Genomic DNA, 14705 nt, shown 5'->3' on the forward strand with positions numbered 1-14705 from the left:
AAGAGGGGTGCGCTGGACGCGCTTGTCCTCAAGCGCCGGACGGGCTGGGTGGGGGTGCGGTGGGTGGGTGGGAAGAGGGGTGCGCTGGACGCGCTTGTCCTCAAATGCCGGACGGGCTGGGTGGGGGTGCGGTGGGTGGGTGGGAAGAGGGGTGCGCTGGACGCGCTTGTCCTCAAGCGCCGGACGGGCTGGGTGGGGGTGCGGTGGGTGGGTGGGAAGAGGGGTGCGCTGGACGCGCTCGTCCTCAAGCGCCGGACGGGCTGAGTGGTGGTCGGTGCTGGAAGTAAGTGATTTGCCTTTGTTGGTTGGGCTGACGTAACGTTGGGTTTACCGACGCGGGGTGGAGCAGCTCGGTAGCTCGCTGGGCTCATAACCCAGAGGTCGCAGGTTCAAATCCTGTCCCCGCTACTTTGAACTGAGGGTCGGAGTCCGTTACAGGGCTCCGGCCCTCAGGCGTGTTGGCGCCCAGCAGCGGATGATGTCGCGGACCGAGACGATGCCCGTGGGCTCGCCGGTGTCGTCCAGGACGATGAGGTGGCGGAAGCCGCCGTGGGCCATCGCATGTGCCGCGTCCTCCAGGGTCCAGGAGGGGGCCGCGAAGACTACGTCGTTGGTGGTGTGGGCGTGGGCGCGTTCCGTGTCGGGGCTCTGGCCCAGGCCGACGGAGTTGAGGATGTCGCGTTCGGTGAGGATGCCGATTCCGCCGGCGTCCGGGTCGAGGACCACCGCCGCGCCGATACGGCGCGCGGCCATCAGTGCGGCGGCCTGGCGGAGTGTGTGATCGGGGCCGATGGTGAGGACCACGGTGCTCATGGCGTCACGTACGAGCATGGGGTGGAGCCACCTCCTAGAGAGTTCCCGCCCCTTGTTCAGGTTTTCACAAGTTCACAAGTGGGGGGACCTTCAGAGTGGCAGTTAAAGGGACGGTCAACAAGAGGAGGGTCAGTAGCGCTGGTTCAGATAGCCCAGCATCTCGTCGTGGAGGTGGCCGTTCGACGCCGCCGCGTCGCCGCTGTGCGGACCCGGGCGGCCGTCGAGGCCGGTGAACGTGCCGCCGGCCTCCGTGACGATGATCGCGTTGGCCGCCATGTCCCACAGGGACAGCTCCGGCTCCGCGCAGATGTCGATCGAGCCCTCGGCGACCATCATGTACGGCCAGAAGTCGCCGTACGCGCGCGTGCGCCACACCTCACGGGTCAGGTCCAGGAAGCCGCCCAGCGCGCCGCGGTCCTCCCAGCCGGTGAGCGACGAGTACGCGAACGACGCGTCCGACATCTTGGAGACGCCCGAGACGCGCAGCCTGGACGCCGAGGAGAGGCTGCGGCCGGTGTAGGCGCCGTGGCCCTTCGCCGCCCACCAGCGGCGGCCCAGGGCGGGGGCCGACACGACGCCGACGACCGGCTGGAAACCGCCCTCGGCCGCCTCCATCAGGGAAATCAGTGTGGCCCAGACGGGCACCCCGCGGACGTAGTTCTTGGTGCCGTCGATCGGGTCGATCACCCAGCGGCGGGGGCCGGTGCCCTCGATGCCGTACTCCTCGCCGAGGATCGCGTCGCGTGGACGGGCCCGCTGCAACTGGCCCCGGATCAGCTCCTCGGCTGATTTGTCCGCCTCGCTGACCGGCGTCATGTCCGGCTTGGTCTCGACCTTGAGGTCGAGTGCCTTGAACCGGCCCATCGTCGTGGCGTCGGCGGCGTCCGCGAGGACATGGGCAAAGCGCAGGTCATCGTGATAGTCGGGCATAGGCGAACCGTATCTTTCACGGCTGCCGCCCGGCTACAGGGGCCATGGGTGCGGTTACCCGCAGTTGTTCGGCTCCCGCCCGGCCCTGGCCGGGGTGCGAATGTCGATACGCGCCCCCTGGCGCTGCCGCGAACCCTTGACAGTGACTCCGTCCGCGTCAAACCTGGGGCGCAGAGCCGCTCGCCCCTGGGAGGCCGATGATGCCTGCAGCGCGGGATTCCCTGCTGGACGCCGCTTACACGGCGCTCGCGCGCCGTCCGTGGTCCGCGGTACGGATGGTCGATGTCGCGGCGGCGGCCGGAGTGTCCCGGCAGACGCTGTACAACGAGTTCGGCAGCAAGGACGGGCTCGCCCGAGCCTTGGTGCGCAGAGAGGCCGACGCCTACCTCGCGGGCGTCGAACGGGCGCTCACCGGGCCCGCCGACCCGGGTGCCGGTGCACGGGAGCGGCTCACCGCCGCCGCCGAGTGGACCACGGCGTCCGCCCGCGACAGCGTGCTCGTACGGGCCCTGCTGACCGGCTGCTGGAGCGAACGGCTGCCCTCGCCGACGCTGTCCGCCGTGCCGTCCTCCGCCGCGGTGCCCGCGCAGCGCCGGGCCGACGGGCCGCTGCCCTCGCCCGGTGAGTTCGTGGCGCTCGTCCGCGACCGTGCCGTGACGGTGCTGTCCGGTCCCGGCGCGGCCAAGTCGGAGGCGGTCGAGATGTCCCGTACCTGCGAACTGGCCGTCCGGCTCGCCCTGTCCTGTGTCGCCGCGCCCCCGGGAGAGGGCGGTGTCGCCGATCTCGTACGGAGTGTGCTGACGAGGTCGGCCGGCGCCGCTGTCTGGAACTGACCCCCGCCGGGCCGGGTTCTAGTGCGACGAGCCCGACAGTTGCAGGCCGATCACTCCGATGATCACCAGGCTGATCGAGACGATCTTCAGGGTGGACACCAGATCGTCGAGGAAGATCATCCCGTAGATCGCGGTACCCGCAGCGCCGATGCCCGTCCATACCGCGTACGCCGGGCCCACGTCGAGCTTCTTCAGGGAGAGGGTGAGGAGGCCGAAGCTGCCCAGCGCGAAGATGCAGAACGCGACCGTCGGCCAGAGGCGGGTGAAGCCGTGCGACAGCTTCAGACAGACGGCGAAGCCGGTTTCCAGGAGTCCCGCCACAACGACCAGCAGCCACGCCATGTCTTGTCCTCCCGTGTACCGCTTCGACTGCTTCGTCTGTTGCGTCCGCTGCATCTGGTTCGTCACGCTCGGATTCGGCTCGGTGCGATTATGCACTTACCGGCACCCGCACCGGCCAAACAACGCGGAGGTCAGGAGGGGAGAGATCCGGGGGAGATCAGTCGCCTTCCGTGCGCTCCCGGGTCGACAGCAGCCGGCGCAGCGAGTAGAGACGCGCCGGATCGGCGTGGCCCTTCTCGACCCACTCGTCCAGCGCGCAGTCGGGCTCGTCGTGACTGCACGCGCGCGGGCAGTTCTCCGTACCCGGTTCGAGGTCGGGGAAGGCGTGGATCACGAGGGACGGGTCGACGTGGTGCAGCCCGAACGAACGTACGCCCGGGGTGTCGACCACCCAGCCGGTGTTGCCCGGGAGGGGGAGGGCCAGGGCGGAGGTGGTGGTGTGGCGGCCACGGCCCGTGACCGCGTTGACGTGTCCCGTCGAACGGCGCTGGTCGTTCGGTACGAGAGCGTTGACCAGGGTCGTCTTGCCTACGCCCGAGTGGCCGACGAACGCGGTGATCTTGCCGTCCAGCTGCTCGCGTACGCGGGCCACGGCCGCGCCGCTCTCCAGCTCCTGGCGGCTGGTGACGACGTACGGGATGTCCAGGGCGCCGTACAGCTCCAGGAGCTGGTCGGGCGGGGAGAGGTCCGACTTGGTCAGGACGAGGAGGGGGGTCAGGCCGCCGGCGTACGCCGCCACCAGGCAGCGGTCGATCAGGCGGGGGCGGGGTTCCGGGTCCGCGAGGGCCGTGACGATGGCGAGCTGGTCGGCGTTGGCCACGACCACGCGCTCGTAGGGGTCGTCGTCGTCCGCCGTGCGGCGCAGGAGGGAGGTGCGCGCCCCGATGCGGACGATGCGGGCCAGAGTGTCCTTCTTGCCGGAGAGGTCGCCGATGACGGACACGTGGTCGCCGACCACCGCGGCCTTGCGGCCCAGTTCGCGGGCCTTCATCGCCATGACGATCCGGTCGTCGACCAGGACGGTCAGCCGGCCCCGGTCGACGGTGAGGACCATGCCGTCGGCCGCGTCCTCGTGCTTCGGGCGGATGTTCGTACGGGGTCGGTTGCCCTTGGGGTTCGGGCGCGAGCGGATGTCGTCCTCGTCGGTGTTCTTGCCGTAGCGGCGCATGATCCAGGTCCGCCCGTCAGTTCCCGAGCATTCCGGTCCACAGATCGGGGAAGTCCGGGAGGGTCTTCGCCGTCGTCGCCACGTTCTCGATCTGTACGCCCTTCACCGCCAGGCCGATGATCGCACCGGCTGTTGCCATGCGGTGGTCCTCGTACGTGTGGAAGGTGCCGCCGTGCAGCGGGCGCGGGCGGATGTGCAGACCGTCGGCCGTCTCGGTGACGTCGCCGCCGAGTTCGTTGATCTCCTTGGTCAGGGCTGCCAGGCGGTCCGTCTCGTGGAGGCGGAGGTGTGCCACGCCGGTGAGGGTGGAGGGGGAGTCGGCGAGGGCGGCGACCGCCGCGATGCCCGGGGTCAGCTCGCCGACCTCGCCGAGGTCCACGTCGATGCCGTGGATCGCGCCGGAGCCGGTGAACTCCAGGCCGTACTCGGTGAGTTCGCAGGAACCACCCATCTCCGTGAAGATCTCGCGGAGCCGGTCGCCGGGCTGGGTGGTGCGGGCCGGCCAGTCGGGGATCGTCACCTTGCCGCCGGTCACCAGGGCCGCCGCCAGGAAGGGCTGGGCGTTGGAGAGGTCCGGTTCGATGGTCAGGTCCCGGCCGAGCAGGGCGCCCGGGGTGACCCGCCAGACGTTCGGTTCGCCGCCCGACTCGGGGGTGTCGACCTGGGCGCCGACCGAGCGGAGCATGTCGACGGTCATGCGGATGTGGGGGAGCGAGGGCAGGGTCGCGCCGGTGTGGCGGACCTCCACGCCCTGGTTGAAGCGGGGGGCGGAGAGCAGCAGGGCGCTCACGAACTGTGAGGACGAGGACGCGTCGATCGACACCGGGCCGCCGTCCAGGGCGCCGCTGCCGTGCACGGTCAGGGGGAGCGTGCCGCGGGCGTCGTCGTCGATGCGGGCGCCGAGGGCGCGCAGGGCGTCGATGACGCCGTTGAGGGGGCGCTCGTAGGAGCGGGGGTCGCCGTCGAAGCGGATGGGGCCGTCGGCGAGGGCGGCGACCGGGGGGAGGAAGCGCATCACGGTGCCGGCGTTGCCGACGTCCACCGTGGCGGGGCCGTGGAGGCCTGCGGGGAGTACGCGCCAGGTCTCGCCGGTGCCGTCGGGGCCTACGCCCTCCTCGATGCCTACGCCCATGGTGCGGAGGGCGCCGGCCATGAGGAGGGTGTCGCGTGAGCGGAGGGGGCGGCGCAGCCAGCCCGGTTCTGAGGCGAGGGCGGCGAGTACTAGGGCGCGGTTGGTGACTGACTTGGACCCGGGCACGTGGACCGTCGCGTCGACGGCTCCGCTCGCGTGCGGGGCGGGCCAGAGGGCGGTGTCTGCGGGGTTCGGGGCCATGGGGTCACTTTAGTGGGGGTTCGGTGTGTCGGGTTTGGCTGGGGAAGGTGGGTTCGTTGTCGGGTGCGGGCGCGTTGTGGCTGGTCGCGCAGTTCCCCGCGCCCCTAAGACGCTGCCCCTTCGGGGCGCGTCATCCGCCCAGGCCCCGCGTCCGCCCAGACGCGTCATCCGCCCAGGCCCCGCGTCCGCCCAGACGCGTCATCCGTGCAGGCCCCGCGTCCGCCCAGCCCCGCGTCCGTCCAGGCTCCGTGTCCGTCCAGGGCCCGCCATCCCCTTGCCACCCGGCTCACACCTCCAGTAGCCACCTGCCGCCGCCTATCAGTGAGCACAGGCTCACCGCGTGGAACAGGAAGAGCCACAAGCCTGCTGGGACGTGGGTCAGCCTTGACAGTTGGTCTGCGTCCGAGTCGCCTGCTCCGCCCCTGCGGCGTTTTGCCTGGAGTTCGAAGGCTGGGCGGACTCCGCCCAGGAGGAGGAACCAGACCACCGCGTAGGCGAAGGCCGCCTGGATCTGGGGGCCGGTCAGCCAGGAGACCGCCAGGAAGGTGCCGCCGGAGATGAACACCGTGAGGGCGCCGTACGCGTTGCGGATCATCACCAGCATCGCCACGAGCAGGACCGTGGCCAGCCACAGGAGGGCCGTGATGTGGCCTGCGGCCAGCAGGGCGGCGCCGCCCAGGCCCAGGAGCGGGGGAGCCGTGTAGCCGAACGCGGCCGTCAGGATCATGCCTATGCCGTGCGGCTTGCCCCGGCTGACCGTGAGGCCGCTGGTGTCGGAGTGCAGGCGTATGCCGGTGAGGGTACGGCCGGTCAGCAGCGCGACCAGACCGTGGCCGCCCTCGTGCGCGATGGTGATGGCGTTGCGCGAGAGGCGCCACAGGGGATGCGGGACGGTCACGGCGAGCGCGGCCACCAGGGTCGCGATCACCACCCACAGGTCGGGGTCGGGCTGGCTGCCGAAGATCTCGTCCCAGAGGCCGGCCAGCGAGGTGGATGCGGTGCTGTCCATTGTCGGCGGAGGCTCCCTAGTGTCGCGTCGAATCTGGCAGTGTGACATGTATGTGCGGTAGGTATGCAGCGAGTCGTGCGCCCGAGGATCTCGCAGGAGTCTTTGAGATCGACAAGTGGGATCCCGAGGAGACACTCGCCCCCGACTACAACGTGGCCCCGACCAAAGAGGTCTACGCGGTACTCGACCGTCCTCTGAAGGACGCCGAGGATCCGAAGCCGGTTCGGCAGCTGCGGAAGTTGAAGTGGGGGCTTGTGCCGTCCTGGGCCAAGACCCCCGAAGGCGGCGCCCGGATGATCAACGCGCGCGCCGAGACCGTCCACGAGAAGCCCTCGTACCGTCGGGCCTTCACCACCCGGCGCTGCATCCTGCCCGCCGACGGCTACTACGAGTGGGTCACCGCGGCCGGCGAGCGGGAGCTGGAGGTCGAGGGGAAGAAGAAGCGGCCCCGCAAGCAGCCGTACTTCGTGACGCCCGCCGACGGGTCGGTCTTCGCGATGGCGGGGCTGTACGAGTTCTGGCGGGACCGGACCCTGCCCGACGACCACCCGCAGGCCTGGTGGGTGACGTGCTCGGTCATCACCACCGAGGCCGAGACCTCCCCGCTCGCGGTCGGCCCCGCCGAGGGCCCGCGCACCCTGGCCGACATCCACCCCCGGATGCCCCTGATGCTCACCCCGGACCACTGGGACGCCTGGCTCGACCCGGCCCGTACGGACGTGGACGACCTGCGTGAGCTGCTCGCGCCGCCGCCCGCCGGGCTGATGCGCGCCTACCCCGTCTCCACGGCCGTCAGCAACGTCCGCAACAACGGACCGGAGCTGCTGACCGAGCTGGAGGGGCCCGAGGAGGGCACACTCTTCTGACGTGAGCCCAACCAACACACGTATCCAGACCGTCGAGACCGACGCCGGTCCCGCTCGCGTCACCTGGCACCCGGCCCCGCACCCCCGACTCGTCCTCGCCGTCAGTCATGGCGCCGGGGGCGGCATCGAGGCCCGCGATCTTCAGGCGCTCGCCGGGGAGCTGCCCGCGCACGGCGTCACCGTGGCGCTCGTCGAGCAGCCCTGGCGGGTGGCCGGGAAGAAGGTGGCGCCCGCGCCGAAGACGCTGGACGTGGGGTGGCGGGGGATCTGGCCCGCGCTCGCCAAGGCCGGGCTGCCGGTGATCGCCGGTGGGCGCAGCGCCGGGGCCCGCGTGGCCTGTCGTACGGCCGGGGAACTGGGCGCCGTGGCCGTGCTCGCGCTCTCCTTCCCGCTGCACCCGCCGGGCAGGCCCGAGAAGTCGCGGGCCGACGAGCTGCTCGGGGCCGGGGTGCCCACCCTTGTCGTCCAGGGCGGCAACGATCCGTTCGGGAAGCCGGACGAGTTCCCGGCGGGGGACTTCGAGTTGGCGGAGGTGCCGTACGGCGATCATGGATTCGTCCTGCCCAAGAGGGCGCCCCTCGGGCAGGACGAGGCTGTGGCGTTGATCACCGCACGGGTCGTGGAGTGGACCGCGTCACTCGGGTGACGGCCGGGAATGCCGGGCGGCGGACCGCTGTTGTGCGGATCAGATACCACAAGCGTGTGGTGACCGTTCGTACGAGAGGAAGTCCGCCGCATGGGTTCGACCATCTGCCCGAATCGCCGCAGCAGCGCTGACCTGGACTGGACGGTCCTGCACGCGGCGAAGACCGCCCCTATTCGGGCGGCGGGCGGACAGGATGTGCATCCTTCCCCGACCGCAGGTCGTCTATCCTCCGATTCGAGTGGGATCGGTTTCGGTCTCACCACGTCACTGGAGGAGGTGGGTCCGGTCACTGGGACCGACGCAGGGACCGAACACGGCCAGGCGGAGCAGCCCGAGGGCCCGGGCAGGAGTGAGTCGACCGCGGAGCGCAGCGCGCGCTTCGAGCGGGACGCGCTCGAATTCCTCGACCAGATGTACTCGGCCGCGCTGCGCATGACGCGCAACCCGGCCGACGCCGAGGACCTGGTGCAGGAGACGTACGCGAAGGCGTACGCGTCCTTCCACCAGTTCCGTGAGGGCACCAACCTCAAGGCGTGGCTGTACCGCATCCTCACGAACACGTTCATCAACTCGTACCGCAAGAAGCAGCGCGAGCCCCAGCGCAGTGCCGCCGAGGAGATCGAGGACTGGCAGCTGGCGCGTGCCGAGTCGCACATGTCGACCGGTCTGCGCTCCGCCGAGTCGCAGGCGCTCGACCACCTGCCCGACTCGGACGTCAAGGAAGCGCTGCAGGCGATCCCGGAGGAATTCCGGATCGCGGTGTATCTCGCGGACGTAGAGGGCTTTGCGTACAAGGAGATCGCGGACATCATGGGGACACCCATCGGTACGGTGATGTCCCGGCTGCACCGCGGCCGTCGCCAGCTGCGCGGCATGCTGGAGGACTACGCCCGTGACCGTGGCCTGGTCCCGGCCGGTGCCGGAGAGTCGAACGAAGCGAAAGGCTCGGGCTCATGAGCTGCGGAGAGCCGCACGAGACGGACTGCAGTGAAGTACTCGATCATCTCTACGAGTTCCTCGACCGGGAGATGCCGGACTCGGACTGCACCAAGTTCGAGGTCCACTTCGAGGAGTGCTCTCCGTGCCTGGAGAAGTACGGGCTCGAACAGGCCGTGAAGAAGCTCGTGAAGCGCTGCTGCGGTCAGGACGACGTGCCGACCGATCTGCGCGCCAAGGTGATGGGGCGGCTCGACATGATCCGCTCCGGCCAGGCCGTGCCCGAGCACGACATCGCCACCGAGGGCTGACGCTCTCGAACCGCCATCGGCCCCGCTCAGCGGGGCCGATCGCTGCTTTCCGGCTCGGACGTCCTCAGACGTCCAGGCCGTTCTCGATCCGCTTCAGGCTGTGCCGGGCCAGCGCCAGGTTGCTGCGCGACCGGTCGAGCGCGACGTACAGGAAGAGCGCGCCCTTGCTGCTGGCCAGCGGGCGGATCAGGTGGTACTGCCTGCCCAGCGTGATCAGGATGTCCTCGATGGTGTCGTCCATGTCCAGCGAGGCAAGCGTGCGCATCTTCGACCGCACGACCTCGGTGTTGCCCGCCGCCGCCAGTTCCAGGTCGAGGCCCGGGCCGCCGCCGAGGGTGCCGAGCGACATCCCGCTGTCGTAGTCGACGAGCGCCACTCCGAGCGCCCCGTCGACGGTCATGACTTCCTTGAGAGCTGTCTCGATGTTCATTCTTGCTGCCCCAATTCCTCAGTGACGCTGACCGGTCGCTGTCCGTGCAACTACGATCGAACTCAAGCGACTTGCGGGTCGTAAAACATCAACTTTGGTGTGTGTTACGAAAGTTGTCGTTCAAAGTACTGTGCAACGGTCGTACGTGAAGGGGGAATGGCGAAATGACGACGGCAGTTGAGGCTTCGCTGGCCCGGTTCCTCGACTCCCCCGGCGTCACCGGTGTCGCCCTCGTCGACGCCGTCACCGGCCTCACCTACGGAGTGGCGGGAGACGTCACCGAGGCCGGCGACGGTCAGGAGAGTTCCGAGTTCGCCTCCCTCGTCGCGGACCGGCTGGGCCGGGCGGGTGCCGAGGGCGAGCTGGAGAGCGTCGTCACCACCAGCGTGCGCCGCCATCAGGTCCTGCTCGCGGTGGGCCGCCCGGCCGGCGACCCGCTGCTGCTGACGGCCGGACTCGACCGGGAGCGGGCCAACCTCGCCCTCGCCGCACGCAGTATGGGCGACCTGGCCGGCGAGGTGCTGGCATGACCGGCATCCTCGGTGTGGCCGGCCCGAGAGTGCGGGTGAGCGCATGAACGCGTCCGCCGCGCGCAACCTGCCCGCGCTGCTCCTGGGGCTGCGCGAGGAGGAGTTCAGCGGCACGGTACGGGTCGCGGGCATGCCTGGTGGCACGATTCACCTACGAGCCGGTCTGGTGGGCGCGGTGGAGACACCGGGCGCGCCGACCGCCACCTCGGCCCTGCTGACCTCCGGCCGGATCGACGACGAGGCCTGGCTCGCCGCGTGCGCCGCACAGCCCGACCCCGACCTGCTCGGTGAACGTCTGGTGGCCGACGGGCTGGTGGGCGCCGCGGAACTCGAAGTCGTCTGCACGGCCGCCGTGTTCGACGCGGCCTTCGCCATGTCGCTGGGCGCGCCGGGCGGTTGGGAGCTGAGCGCCCCGGAACCGGCCCTCCGTGTCCGACCCGGCGTGGAACCACGGCAGTTGACCGACGAGACCACGCGGCGTATCGCGCTGCTCAGCCGACTGTGGGGACCCCCGGGCGAACTCGCCCGCGCGCGCCCCACACCGGGCACAGGGGTCGTGGAGGGGCCGCTGTCCGGTCGGCACGAGGACGTTCTGAACCAGGTCAACGGGCGCCGTACGGCCCGGGACATAGCCTTCGCGCTGGGGCGCGGACTGTACGCCGTGATGCTGGACCTGATCCGCATGGAGACGCTCGGGCTCCTCCGATGGGGGACCCCGACCGCACCCGGCGGCCGGCCCAGCACCGCGCCACGTGTCACCCCCGGCCGTACGACGGCCGCCGGCCCGCCGCCGGTGCCGTCGAGAACCGAGCCGCTGCCGAGGCGTATGCCCAGGGGCGGAGAGAGAGGGGGGTAGTGAGTGCGGACGACGGACGAGACGACGGACGAGACACCGAAATCGCTGCCGGAACCAACGGCGAAAGCAACGGGAAAGCCGGGAAAACCTCGAAAACCGGGGAGACCGACGGGGGAACAGCTGGCGAAACCGTCGACGAAGGCGCGGCGACCCAGAACGATCAGGGTGTGAGTACACCCCCTCCGCCCGTACGGAGGCCGCTTCCCGTACGGCCTCCCGCGAATCCCGCCCTACTGGGCCCCACGGCCGAAGAACTGGCCGCCGACCAACCCTCTGTCGAGACGCTGCGGCGGGTCCGCCATGCGTTGCGCGCTCTTCCGGAGCCCGACTGACCGCAAGGAGTACGTCCCATGGGTCCCCTGAGCCCTCCCCTGAGCGAAGAAAACCCGGAGCCCTCCCAGTCCGCCCAGCTGACCGGCATCCTCACCTCGTTACGGGACCGGGTGATGGGAGTCTCCGAAAGCGTCCTGTCCACGGTGGACGGCCTTCTGGTCGTCGCCGACACGGACACCGCGCACCCCGAGTCGATCGCCGCGCTCGCCGCCGCCACGCTCGGAGTGAGCCGCCGGATCGCCGAGCAGGCGAACGTCGGCGTGCTCCGCGAGGTGGTCGCCCGCTGCGGCGCAGGGCATGTCATCGTGCTGGCCGTCGGCGAACGCGCCCTGCTGACCGTCATGGGCGACGACGGGCTGGACATCGCCGCGTTCCAGCGTGAATCCCCGGCCACGGTCGAGGAGTTGACCAAGGTGCTGGCCGCGGATGTGGCGTACTGACACGGACGCGCACGGTTCCCTCTAACGGGCTAATCTGCGGCTCCTGAGGCCTGGGATTCGCCCAATGCCTCCGTACGGCCGCCACCGGCCGCCCTATCCTCCATGTCCCGGAGCCTGAACAGGCTTGTGCCGAACGCCAGCCCGGCCGGCCCCGGTCCGGGACACGGGGGAGGGAGCGCCATGCGGTCGATCACACCGTGGGCGCGTGTCTACGTCGTCGCTGTCGCCCTGGGGGCCGTCCTCTGCGCGGCGCCCGTCCGATCCGCGCACGCTCCCTGGGGCGCCGTCGCGCTGTTCGCCGCGCTGTGCGCCGCGTGCGAGCAGCTCGCGGTGGGCCGGTTCGGCGGGGGCCGCGGGTACGAGGGTCCGGGCGCCGCCGGTTCCGGGGGCGCCGGTGGCGGGCCGCCCCGGTGGCACACGCCCGTCCTGCTCGCCGGTGCCTTCCTGCTGCCGCCCGCAGCGGCCGCGCTCGTACCGCTGCCGGGCGCGTTGCTGGTCAGGGGCGCCGAACGCACACCGTGGCCACGCCGGCTCTGGCGGGCCGGACAGCTCGGGATCGGCACCTGGGCGGCCTCGCGGGTGCACTGGTCGCTCGGCGGTCCTGACGCGGTCGACTCCGCCGGGTTCCCGTACGCGCTGTTCGGCGCCGGGGTGGCCGTGGTCGCGTTCTGCCTGGTCCTGGCCCTGCTCGACGGAGGCATCCTGGCGCTCGCCGAACGGGTCCCGGTGCGGCTGGCCTGGCGGGGACTGTTCGTACGGTCTCTGGTGCCGGTCGGGGTGCACGGGCTCGCCGGGCTGATGATGGCCGTCCTGTGGCGCGGCCCGTACGGACCCGTCGCCGCGCTGCTCGTGCTGCTGCCGATGTGGGTGTCGTGGTGGGTGTTCGCCCAGTACCACCGGGAAAGGGCGGCACACCAGGCGACGATCCGGGCGCTCGTGCAGGCCGTCGACATCAAGGACGGCTACACGCGCGGGCACAGCGAGCGGGTCGGACAGGCGTCGATGCTGATCGCGCGGGAACTGGGCATGGACGACGAGCGGGTCGAAGTCCTGCGGTTCGCCGGAATCCTGCACGACGTGGGCAAGCTGGGCGTTCCCACGCGGCTCCTGCGGAAGGACGGGCCGCTCACCCCGGAGGAGCGCCGGGTGATCGAGCTGCACCCGGAGTACGGGCACGAGATCGTCCGGGGGATCGGCTTCCTAGGGGAGGCCCGGTCGGCGATCCTGCACCATCACGAGCGACTGGACGGGAGCGGGTACCCGTACGGGCTCGTCGGAAGCCAGATCCCGGAGTTCGCACGGGTCGTGGCCGTCGCGGACGCGTTCGACGCGATGACGTCGACGCGGTCCTACAGTCGGGCGAGACCTGTGCCGGTGGCGCTGGCGGAGCTGGAGCGGTGTGCGGGGACGCAGTTCGACCCGGTGATGGTCCGGGCGTTGGTGCGGGGGCTGGAGCGCGGGGGTGGGTGGCATCCGGCGGTCACGGCCGACTCGGGGCACTCCGACGCCGACCGCACGCCGGCCCCCGGGATTCCGGCCCCGCTGGGGTCCACCGCGGGGACGGTGAGATGAGAACACTGGTTCATCTCACCGCCGCTCTCCTGACCCTGCTCTCCCTCGCCCACACCCTCTGGTCCGGCCTCGACGAGCGTGCCGTCGCGCTCTGCTTCGGGCTGCTCGTGGTCCTCGGGGAGCTGACCCGGTGGAGCGGGCCCGAGTCGCGGGAGGTGGCGCCGCTCGCCGCCGCCGGGGCGCTGTCGTACGCGCTGCTCGGGGAGGACGCCGGGCGGGCCACGCACCACGGCGCCCTCCAGGTCGTCGCCGTCGTCTTCGCGGCCACCCTCGTCGGCTGCGTGCCGCACGTCGCACGCGGGCAGGGGCCGACCGCCGACCACCTCGCCCGGCGCGTCCTCACCGCCGGCTTCGCCGCCGTCTGTTTCCAACCCCTCTACAACCAGGGCGTGTTCGAGGCCTGGGGCGGCCCCGCCTACGTCCTGCTGCTCGTCGCGCTGCTCGGGCTCACCGCGCTGTGCGACGCCGTACTCGCCGCCGCGCTGGCCCACTCGCGCACCGGCTGGCCGTTCGGTCCGCTGCTGCGGGACGAGCTGCGGGCCACCCTGGGCATCGGGACCGCGGTGTGTGCGACCGGGGTGGTCATGGCGCTGGCGGTCGCCGTCGTCGGGCTCTGGGCGCTGCCCGTCTTCTCGCTGCCGTTGCTCCTCACCCAGCTCTCCTTCCGGCGGTACGCGGCCGTGCGGGCCACCTATCGGCAGACCATCGCCTCCCTGGCCCGCGCCACCGAGATCGCCGGGTACACCCCGGCCGGGCACGCCCGGCGGGTCGCGGTGCTGAGCACGGCGGTGGGGCGGGAGCTGGGGCTGTCCGAGCCGGAGCTGACCGTGCTGGAGTACGCGGCCCTCATGCACGACATCGGGCAGCTCAGCCTCGTCGACCCGGTACCGGCCGGCGCCACGGCCGTACTCCCGGTGGAGGAACAGCGCCGGATCGCGCTGCTCGGCGGGGCCGTCGTACGGCAGACGGGGGTTGCCGCCGCGGTCGCCGTGGTCGTGGAGCGGCAGGCCGATCCGTACCGGGAGCAGCCGGTCTCCGCGCGGATCGTGCGGGCCGTCAACGCATACGAGGAGAAAGTCCGGGAAGCCGGAGCGGACGGGCCGCTGCGGGCTCTCGAAGAGCTGCGGCTGGGAACCGGCCGGGACTACCAGCCCGAGGTCGTGGAATCACTCGCCCGGGTGCTCGCCAGAAATGGCGGCGCCGTCCGCGAGCGCATCGGCTGAAGGTGGTGGTGGGAGAGGGGTGGACGGTCTTACGCTGCCCTCGGTTGGGTAACCCATGGGTAATGAGCGCCCCTCCAGCGGTCCGTGGTTGGATGCGAGGGAGAGGCTGTACGGGGGCAGAAGCCGGCCCACTC

18 protein-coding genes and 1 tRNA gene are annotated in these 14705 nt (G+C 71.0%); 12 read left to right on the forward strand and 7 right to left on the reverse strand.

The features are described from left to right. Both ACWCRB_RS27560 and ACWCRB_RS27565 read left to right on the forward strand, forming a co-directional pair. Positions 1 to 264, forward strand: a 264-nt coding sequence (locus ACWCRB_RS27560) for a hypothetical protein (protein WP_450998605.1), incomplete at its 5' end; no start/stop codon positions are given. A 70-nt stretch (positions 265 to 334) separates the two neighbouring features. Beyond that, positions 335 to 408, forward strand: a tRNA-Met gene (locus ACWCRB_RS27565). A 24-nt stretch (positions 409 to 432) separates the two neighbouring features. Here ACWCRB_RS27565 and ACWCRB_RS27570 read toward each other — a convergent pair. Together ACWCRB_RS27570 and hisN are read right to left on the reverse strand one after the other, a co-directional pair. After that, the gene (locus tag ACWCRB_RS27570) at positions 433 to 831 is read right to left on the reverse strand and encodes a CBS domain-containing protein (RefSeq protein WP_450998606.1); all 399 of its coding nucleotides are present in this window, start codon (positions 829 to 831) and stop codon (positions 433 to 435) included. A 111-nt stretch (positions 832 to 942) separates the two neighbouring features. After that, positions 943 to 1743 carry a histidinol-phosphatase gene (gene hisN, locus ACWCRB_RS27575; RefSeq protein WP_450998607.1) on the reverse strand — a complete coding sequence of 267 codons (801 nt, stop codon included), beginning with the start codon at positions 1741 to 1743 and terminating at the stop codon, positions 943 to 945. 200 nt (positions 1744 to 1943) lie between these two features. On the opposite strand from hisN, the gene ACWCRB_RS27580 reads away from it, so the two are divergent. Beyond that, complete coding sequence (locus ACWCRB_RS27580; protein WP_450998641.1) at positions 1944 to 2576, forward strand: TetR/AcrR family transcriptional regulator; 633 nt, start codon at positions 1944 to 1946, stop codon at positions 2574 to 2576. Positions 2577 to 2594: 18 nt separating this feature from the next. Here the strand turns inward: ACWCRB_RS27580 and ACWCRB_RS27585 are convergent, their stop codons facing one another. The 4 genes from ACWCRB_RS27585 to ACWCRB_RS27600 all read right to left on the reverse strand — a co-directional run bounded on the left by ACWCRB_RS27585 (position 2595) and on the right by ACWCRB_RS27600 (position 6428). Beyond that, positions 2595 to 2918, reverse strand: coding sequence for a DMT family transporter (locus tag ACWCRB_RS27585; protein ID WP_200395956.1), 324 nt, complete (start codon positions 2916 to 2918; stop codon positions 2595 to 2597). A 157-nt stretch (positions 2919 to 3075) separates the two neighbouring features. Further along, positions 3076 to 4086, reverse strand: coding sequence for a ribosome small subunit-dependent GTPase A (rsgA, locus tag ACWCRB_RS27590; RefSeq protein WP_450998608.1), 1011 nt, complete (start codon positions 4084 to 4086; stop codon positions 3076 to 3078). A 16-nt stretch (positions 4087 to 4102) separates the two neighbouring features. Next, positions 4103 to 5419 carry a 3-phosphoshikimate 1-carboxyvinyltransferase gene (gene aroA, locus ACWCRB_RS27595; protein WP_450998609.1) on the reverse strand — a complete coding sequence of 439 codons (1317 nt, stop codon included), beginning with the start codon at positions 5417 to 5419 and terminating at the stop codon, positions 4103 to 4105. A 286-nt stretch (positions 5420 to 5705) separates the two neighbouring features. Continuing rightward, positions 5706 to 6428 carry a M50 family metallopeptidase gene (locus ACWCRB_RS27600; RefSeq protein ID WP_235474963.1) on the reverse strand — a complete coding sequence of 241 codons (723 nt, stop codon included), beginning with the start codon at positions 6426 to 6428 and terminating at the stop codon, positions 5706 to 5708. Positions 6429 to 6478: 50 nt separating this feature from the next. Between ACWCRB_RS27600 and ACWCRB_RS27605 the strand changes: the two genes are divergently transcribed. From ACWCRB_RS27605 to rsrA, 4 genes are all read left to right on the forward strand, one after another. Then, positions 6479 to 7294, forward strand: a complete 816-nt coding sequence (locus ACWCRB_RS27605) for an SOS response-associated peptidase (RefSeq protein ID WP_450998610.1) — start codon at positions 6479 to 6481, stop codon at positions 7292 to 7294. A gap of 1 nt (position 7295) precedes the next feature. Beyond that, the gene (locus ACWCRB_RS27610) at positions 7296 to 7940 is read left to right on the forward strand and encodes an alpha/beta hydrolase family protein (protein WP_450998611.1); all 645 of its coding nucleotides are present in this window, start codon (positions 7296 to 7298) and stop codon (positions 7938 to 7940) included. Positions 7941 to 8216: 276 nt separating this feature from the next. Further along, positions 8217 to 8897, forward strand: a complete 681-nt coding sequence (gene sigR / locus ACWCRB_RS27615) for an RNA polymerase sigma factor SigR (protein ID WP_055524911.1) — start codon at positions 8217 to 8219, stop codon at positions 8895 to 8897. Next, the gene (gene rsrA, locus ACWCRB_RS27620; protein ID WP_450998612.1) at positions 8894 to 9187 is read left to right on the forward strand and encodes a mycothiol system anti-sigma-R factor; all 294 of its coding nucleotides are present in this window, start codon (positions 8894 to 8896) and stop codon (positions 9185 to 9187) included. Before sigR ends, rsrA begins: the two co-directional genes overlap by 4 nt. A gap of 64 nt (positions 9188 to 9251) precedes the next feature. Here rsrA and ACWCRB_RS27625 read toward each other — a convergent pair whose 3' ends face one another. After that, positions 9252 to 9617, reverse strand: a complete 366-nt coding sequence (locus ACWCRB_RS27625) for a hypothetical protein (RefSeq protein WP_366879837.1) — start codon at positions 9615 to 9617, stop codon at positions 9252 to 9254. A 164-nt stretch (positions 9618 to 9781) separates the two neighbouring features. Between ACWCRB_RS27625 and ACWCRB_RS27630 the strand changes: the two genes are divergently transcribed. The 5 genes from ACWCRB_RS27630 to ACWCRB_RS27650 all read left to right on the forward strand — a co-directional run bounded on the left by ACWCRB_RS27630 (position 9782) and on the right by ACWCRB_RS27650 (position 14571). Beyond that, complete coding sequence (locus tag ACWCRB_RS27630) at positions 9782 to 10147, forward strand: hypothetical protein (RefSeq protein WP_450998613.1); 366 nt, start codon at positions 9782 to 9784, stop codon at positions 10145 to 10147. 43 nt (positions 10148 to 10190) lie between these two features. After that, on the forward strand, positions 10191 to 11003 hold the full coding sequence (locus ACWCRB_RS27635; RefSeq protein ID WP_450998614.1) for a hypothetical protein: 813 nt from the start codon (positions 10191 to 10193) through the stop codon (positions 11001 to 11003). A 350-nt stretch (positions 11004 to 11353) separates the two neighbouring features. Further along, positions 11354 to 11776 carry a roadblock/LC7 domain-containing protein gene (locus ACWCRB_RS27640; protein WP_450998615.1) on the forward strand — a complete coding sequence of 141 codons (423 nt, stop codon included), beginning with the start codon at positions 11354 to 11356 and terminating at the stop codon, positions 11774 to 11776. A 180-nt stretch (positions 11777 to 11956) separates the two neighbouring features. Beyond that, entirely contained in the window at positions 11957 to 13348 is a 1392-nt protein-coding gene (locus tag ACWCRB_RS27645) for an HD-GYP domain-containing protein (protein WP_450998616.1), read from the forward strand. Beyond that, complete coding sequence (locus tag ACWCRB_RS27650; protein WP_450998617.1) at positions 13345 to 14571, forward strand: HD-GYP domain-containing protein; 1227 nt, start codon at positions 13345 to 13347, stop codon at positions 14569 to 14571. Before ACWCRB_RS27645 ends, ACWCRB_RS27650 begins: the two co-directional genes overlap by 4 nt. The last annotated feature ends 134 nt before the right edge of the window (positions 14572 to 14705 follow it).

It is taken from the genome of Streptomyces sp. NPDC002156 (assembly GCF_053593675.1).

Excerpts from the sequence above, each read along its gene's own strand:
- rsgA (WP_450998608.1), bottom strand. The coding sequence starts at position 4,086 with ATGCGCCGCTACGGCAAGAACACCGACGAGGACGACATCCGCTCGCGC.
- ACWCRB_RS27650 (WP_450998617.1), top strand. The coding sequence starts at position 13,345 with ATGAGAACACTGGTTCATCTCACCGCCGCTCTCCTGACCCTGCTCTCC.
- ACWCRB_RS27645 (WP_450998616.1), top strand. The coding sequence starts at position 11,957 with ATGCGGTCGATCACACCGTGGGCGCGTGTCTACGTCGTCGCTGTCGCC.
- ACWCRB_RS27600 (WP_235474963.1), bottom strand. The coding sequence starts at position 6,428 with ATGGACAGCACCGCATCCACCTCGCTGGCCGGCCTCTGGGACGAGATC.
- ACWCRB_RS27630 (WP_450998613.1), top strand. The coding sequence starts at position 9,782 with ATGACGACGGCAGTTGAGGCTTCGCTGGCCCGGTTCCTCGACTCCCCC.
- ACWCRB_RS27605 (WP_450998610.1), top strand. The coding sequence starts at position 6,479 with ATGTGCGGTAGGTATGCAGCGAGTCGTGCGCCCGAGGATCTCGCAGGA.
- ACWCRB_RS27585 (WP_200395956.1), bottom strand. The coding sequence starts at position 2,918 with ATGGCGTGGCTGCTGGTCGTTGTGGCGGGACTCCTGGAAACCGGCTTC.
- ACWCRB_RS27580 (WP_450998641.1), top strand. The coding sequence starts at position 1,944 with ATGCCTGCAGCGCGGGATTCCCTGCTGGACGCCGCTTACACGGCGCTC.
- ACWCRB_RS27635 (WP_450998614.1), top strand. The coding sequence starts at position 10,191 with ATGAACGCGTCCGCCGCGCGCAACCTGCCCGCGCTGCTCCTGGGGCTG.
- rsrA (WP_450998612.1), top strand. The coding sequence starts at position 8,894 with ATGAGCTGCGGAGAGCCGCACGAGACGGACTGCAGTGAAGTACTCGAT.
- ACWCRB_RS27625 (WP_366879837.1), bottom strand. The coding sequence starts at position 9,617 with ATGAACATCGAGACAGCTCTCAAGGAAGTCATGACCGTCGACGGGGCG.
- ACWCRB_RS27570 (WP_450998606.1), bottom strand. The coding sequence starts at position 831 with ATGCTCGTACGTGACGCCATGAGCACCGTGGTCCTCACCATCGGCCCC.
- ACWCRB_RS27640 (WP_450998615.1), top strand. The coding sequence starts at position 11,354 with ATGGGTCCCCTGAGCCCTCCCCTGAGCGAAGAAAACCCGGAGCCCTCC.
- hisN (WP_450998607.1), bottom strand. The coding sequence starts at position 1,743 with ATGCCCGACTATCACGATGACCTGCGCTTTGCCCATGTCCTCGCGGAC.
- aroA (WP_450998609.1), bottom strand. The coding sequence starts at position 5,419 with ATGGCCCCGAACCCCGCAGACACCGCCCTCTGGCCCGCCCCGCACGCG.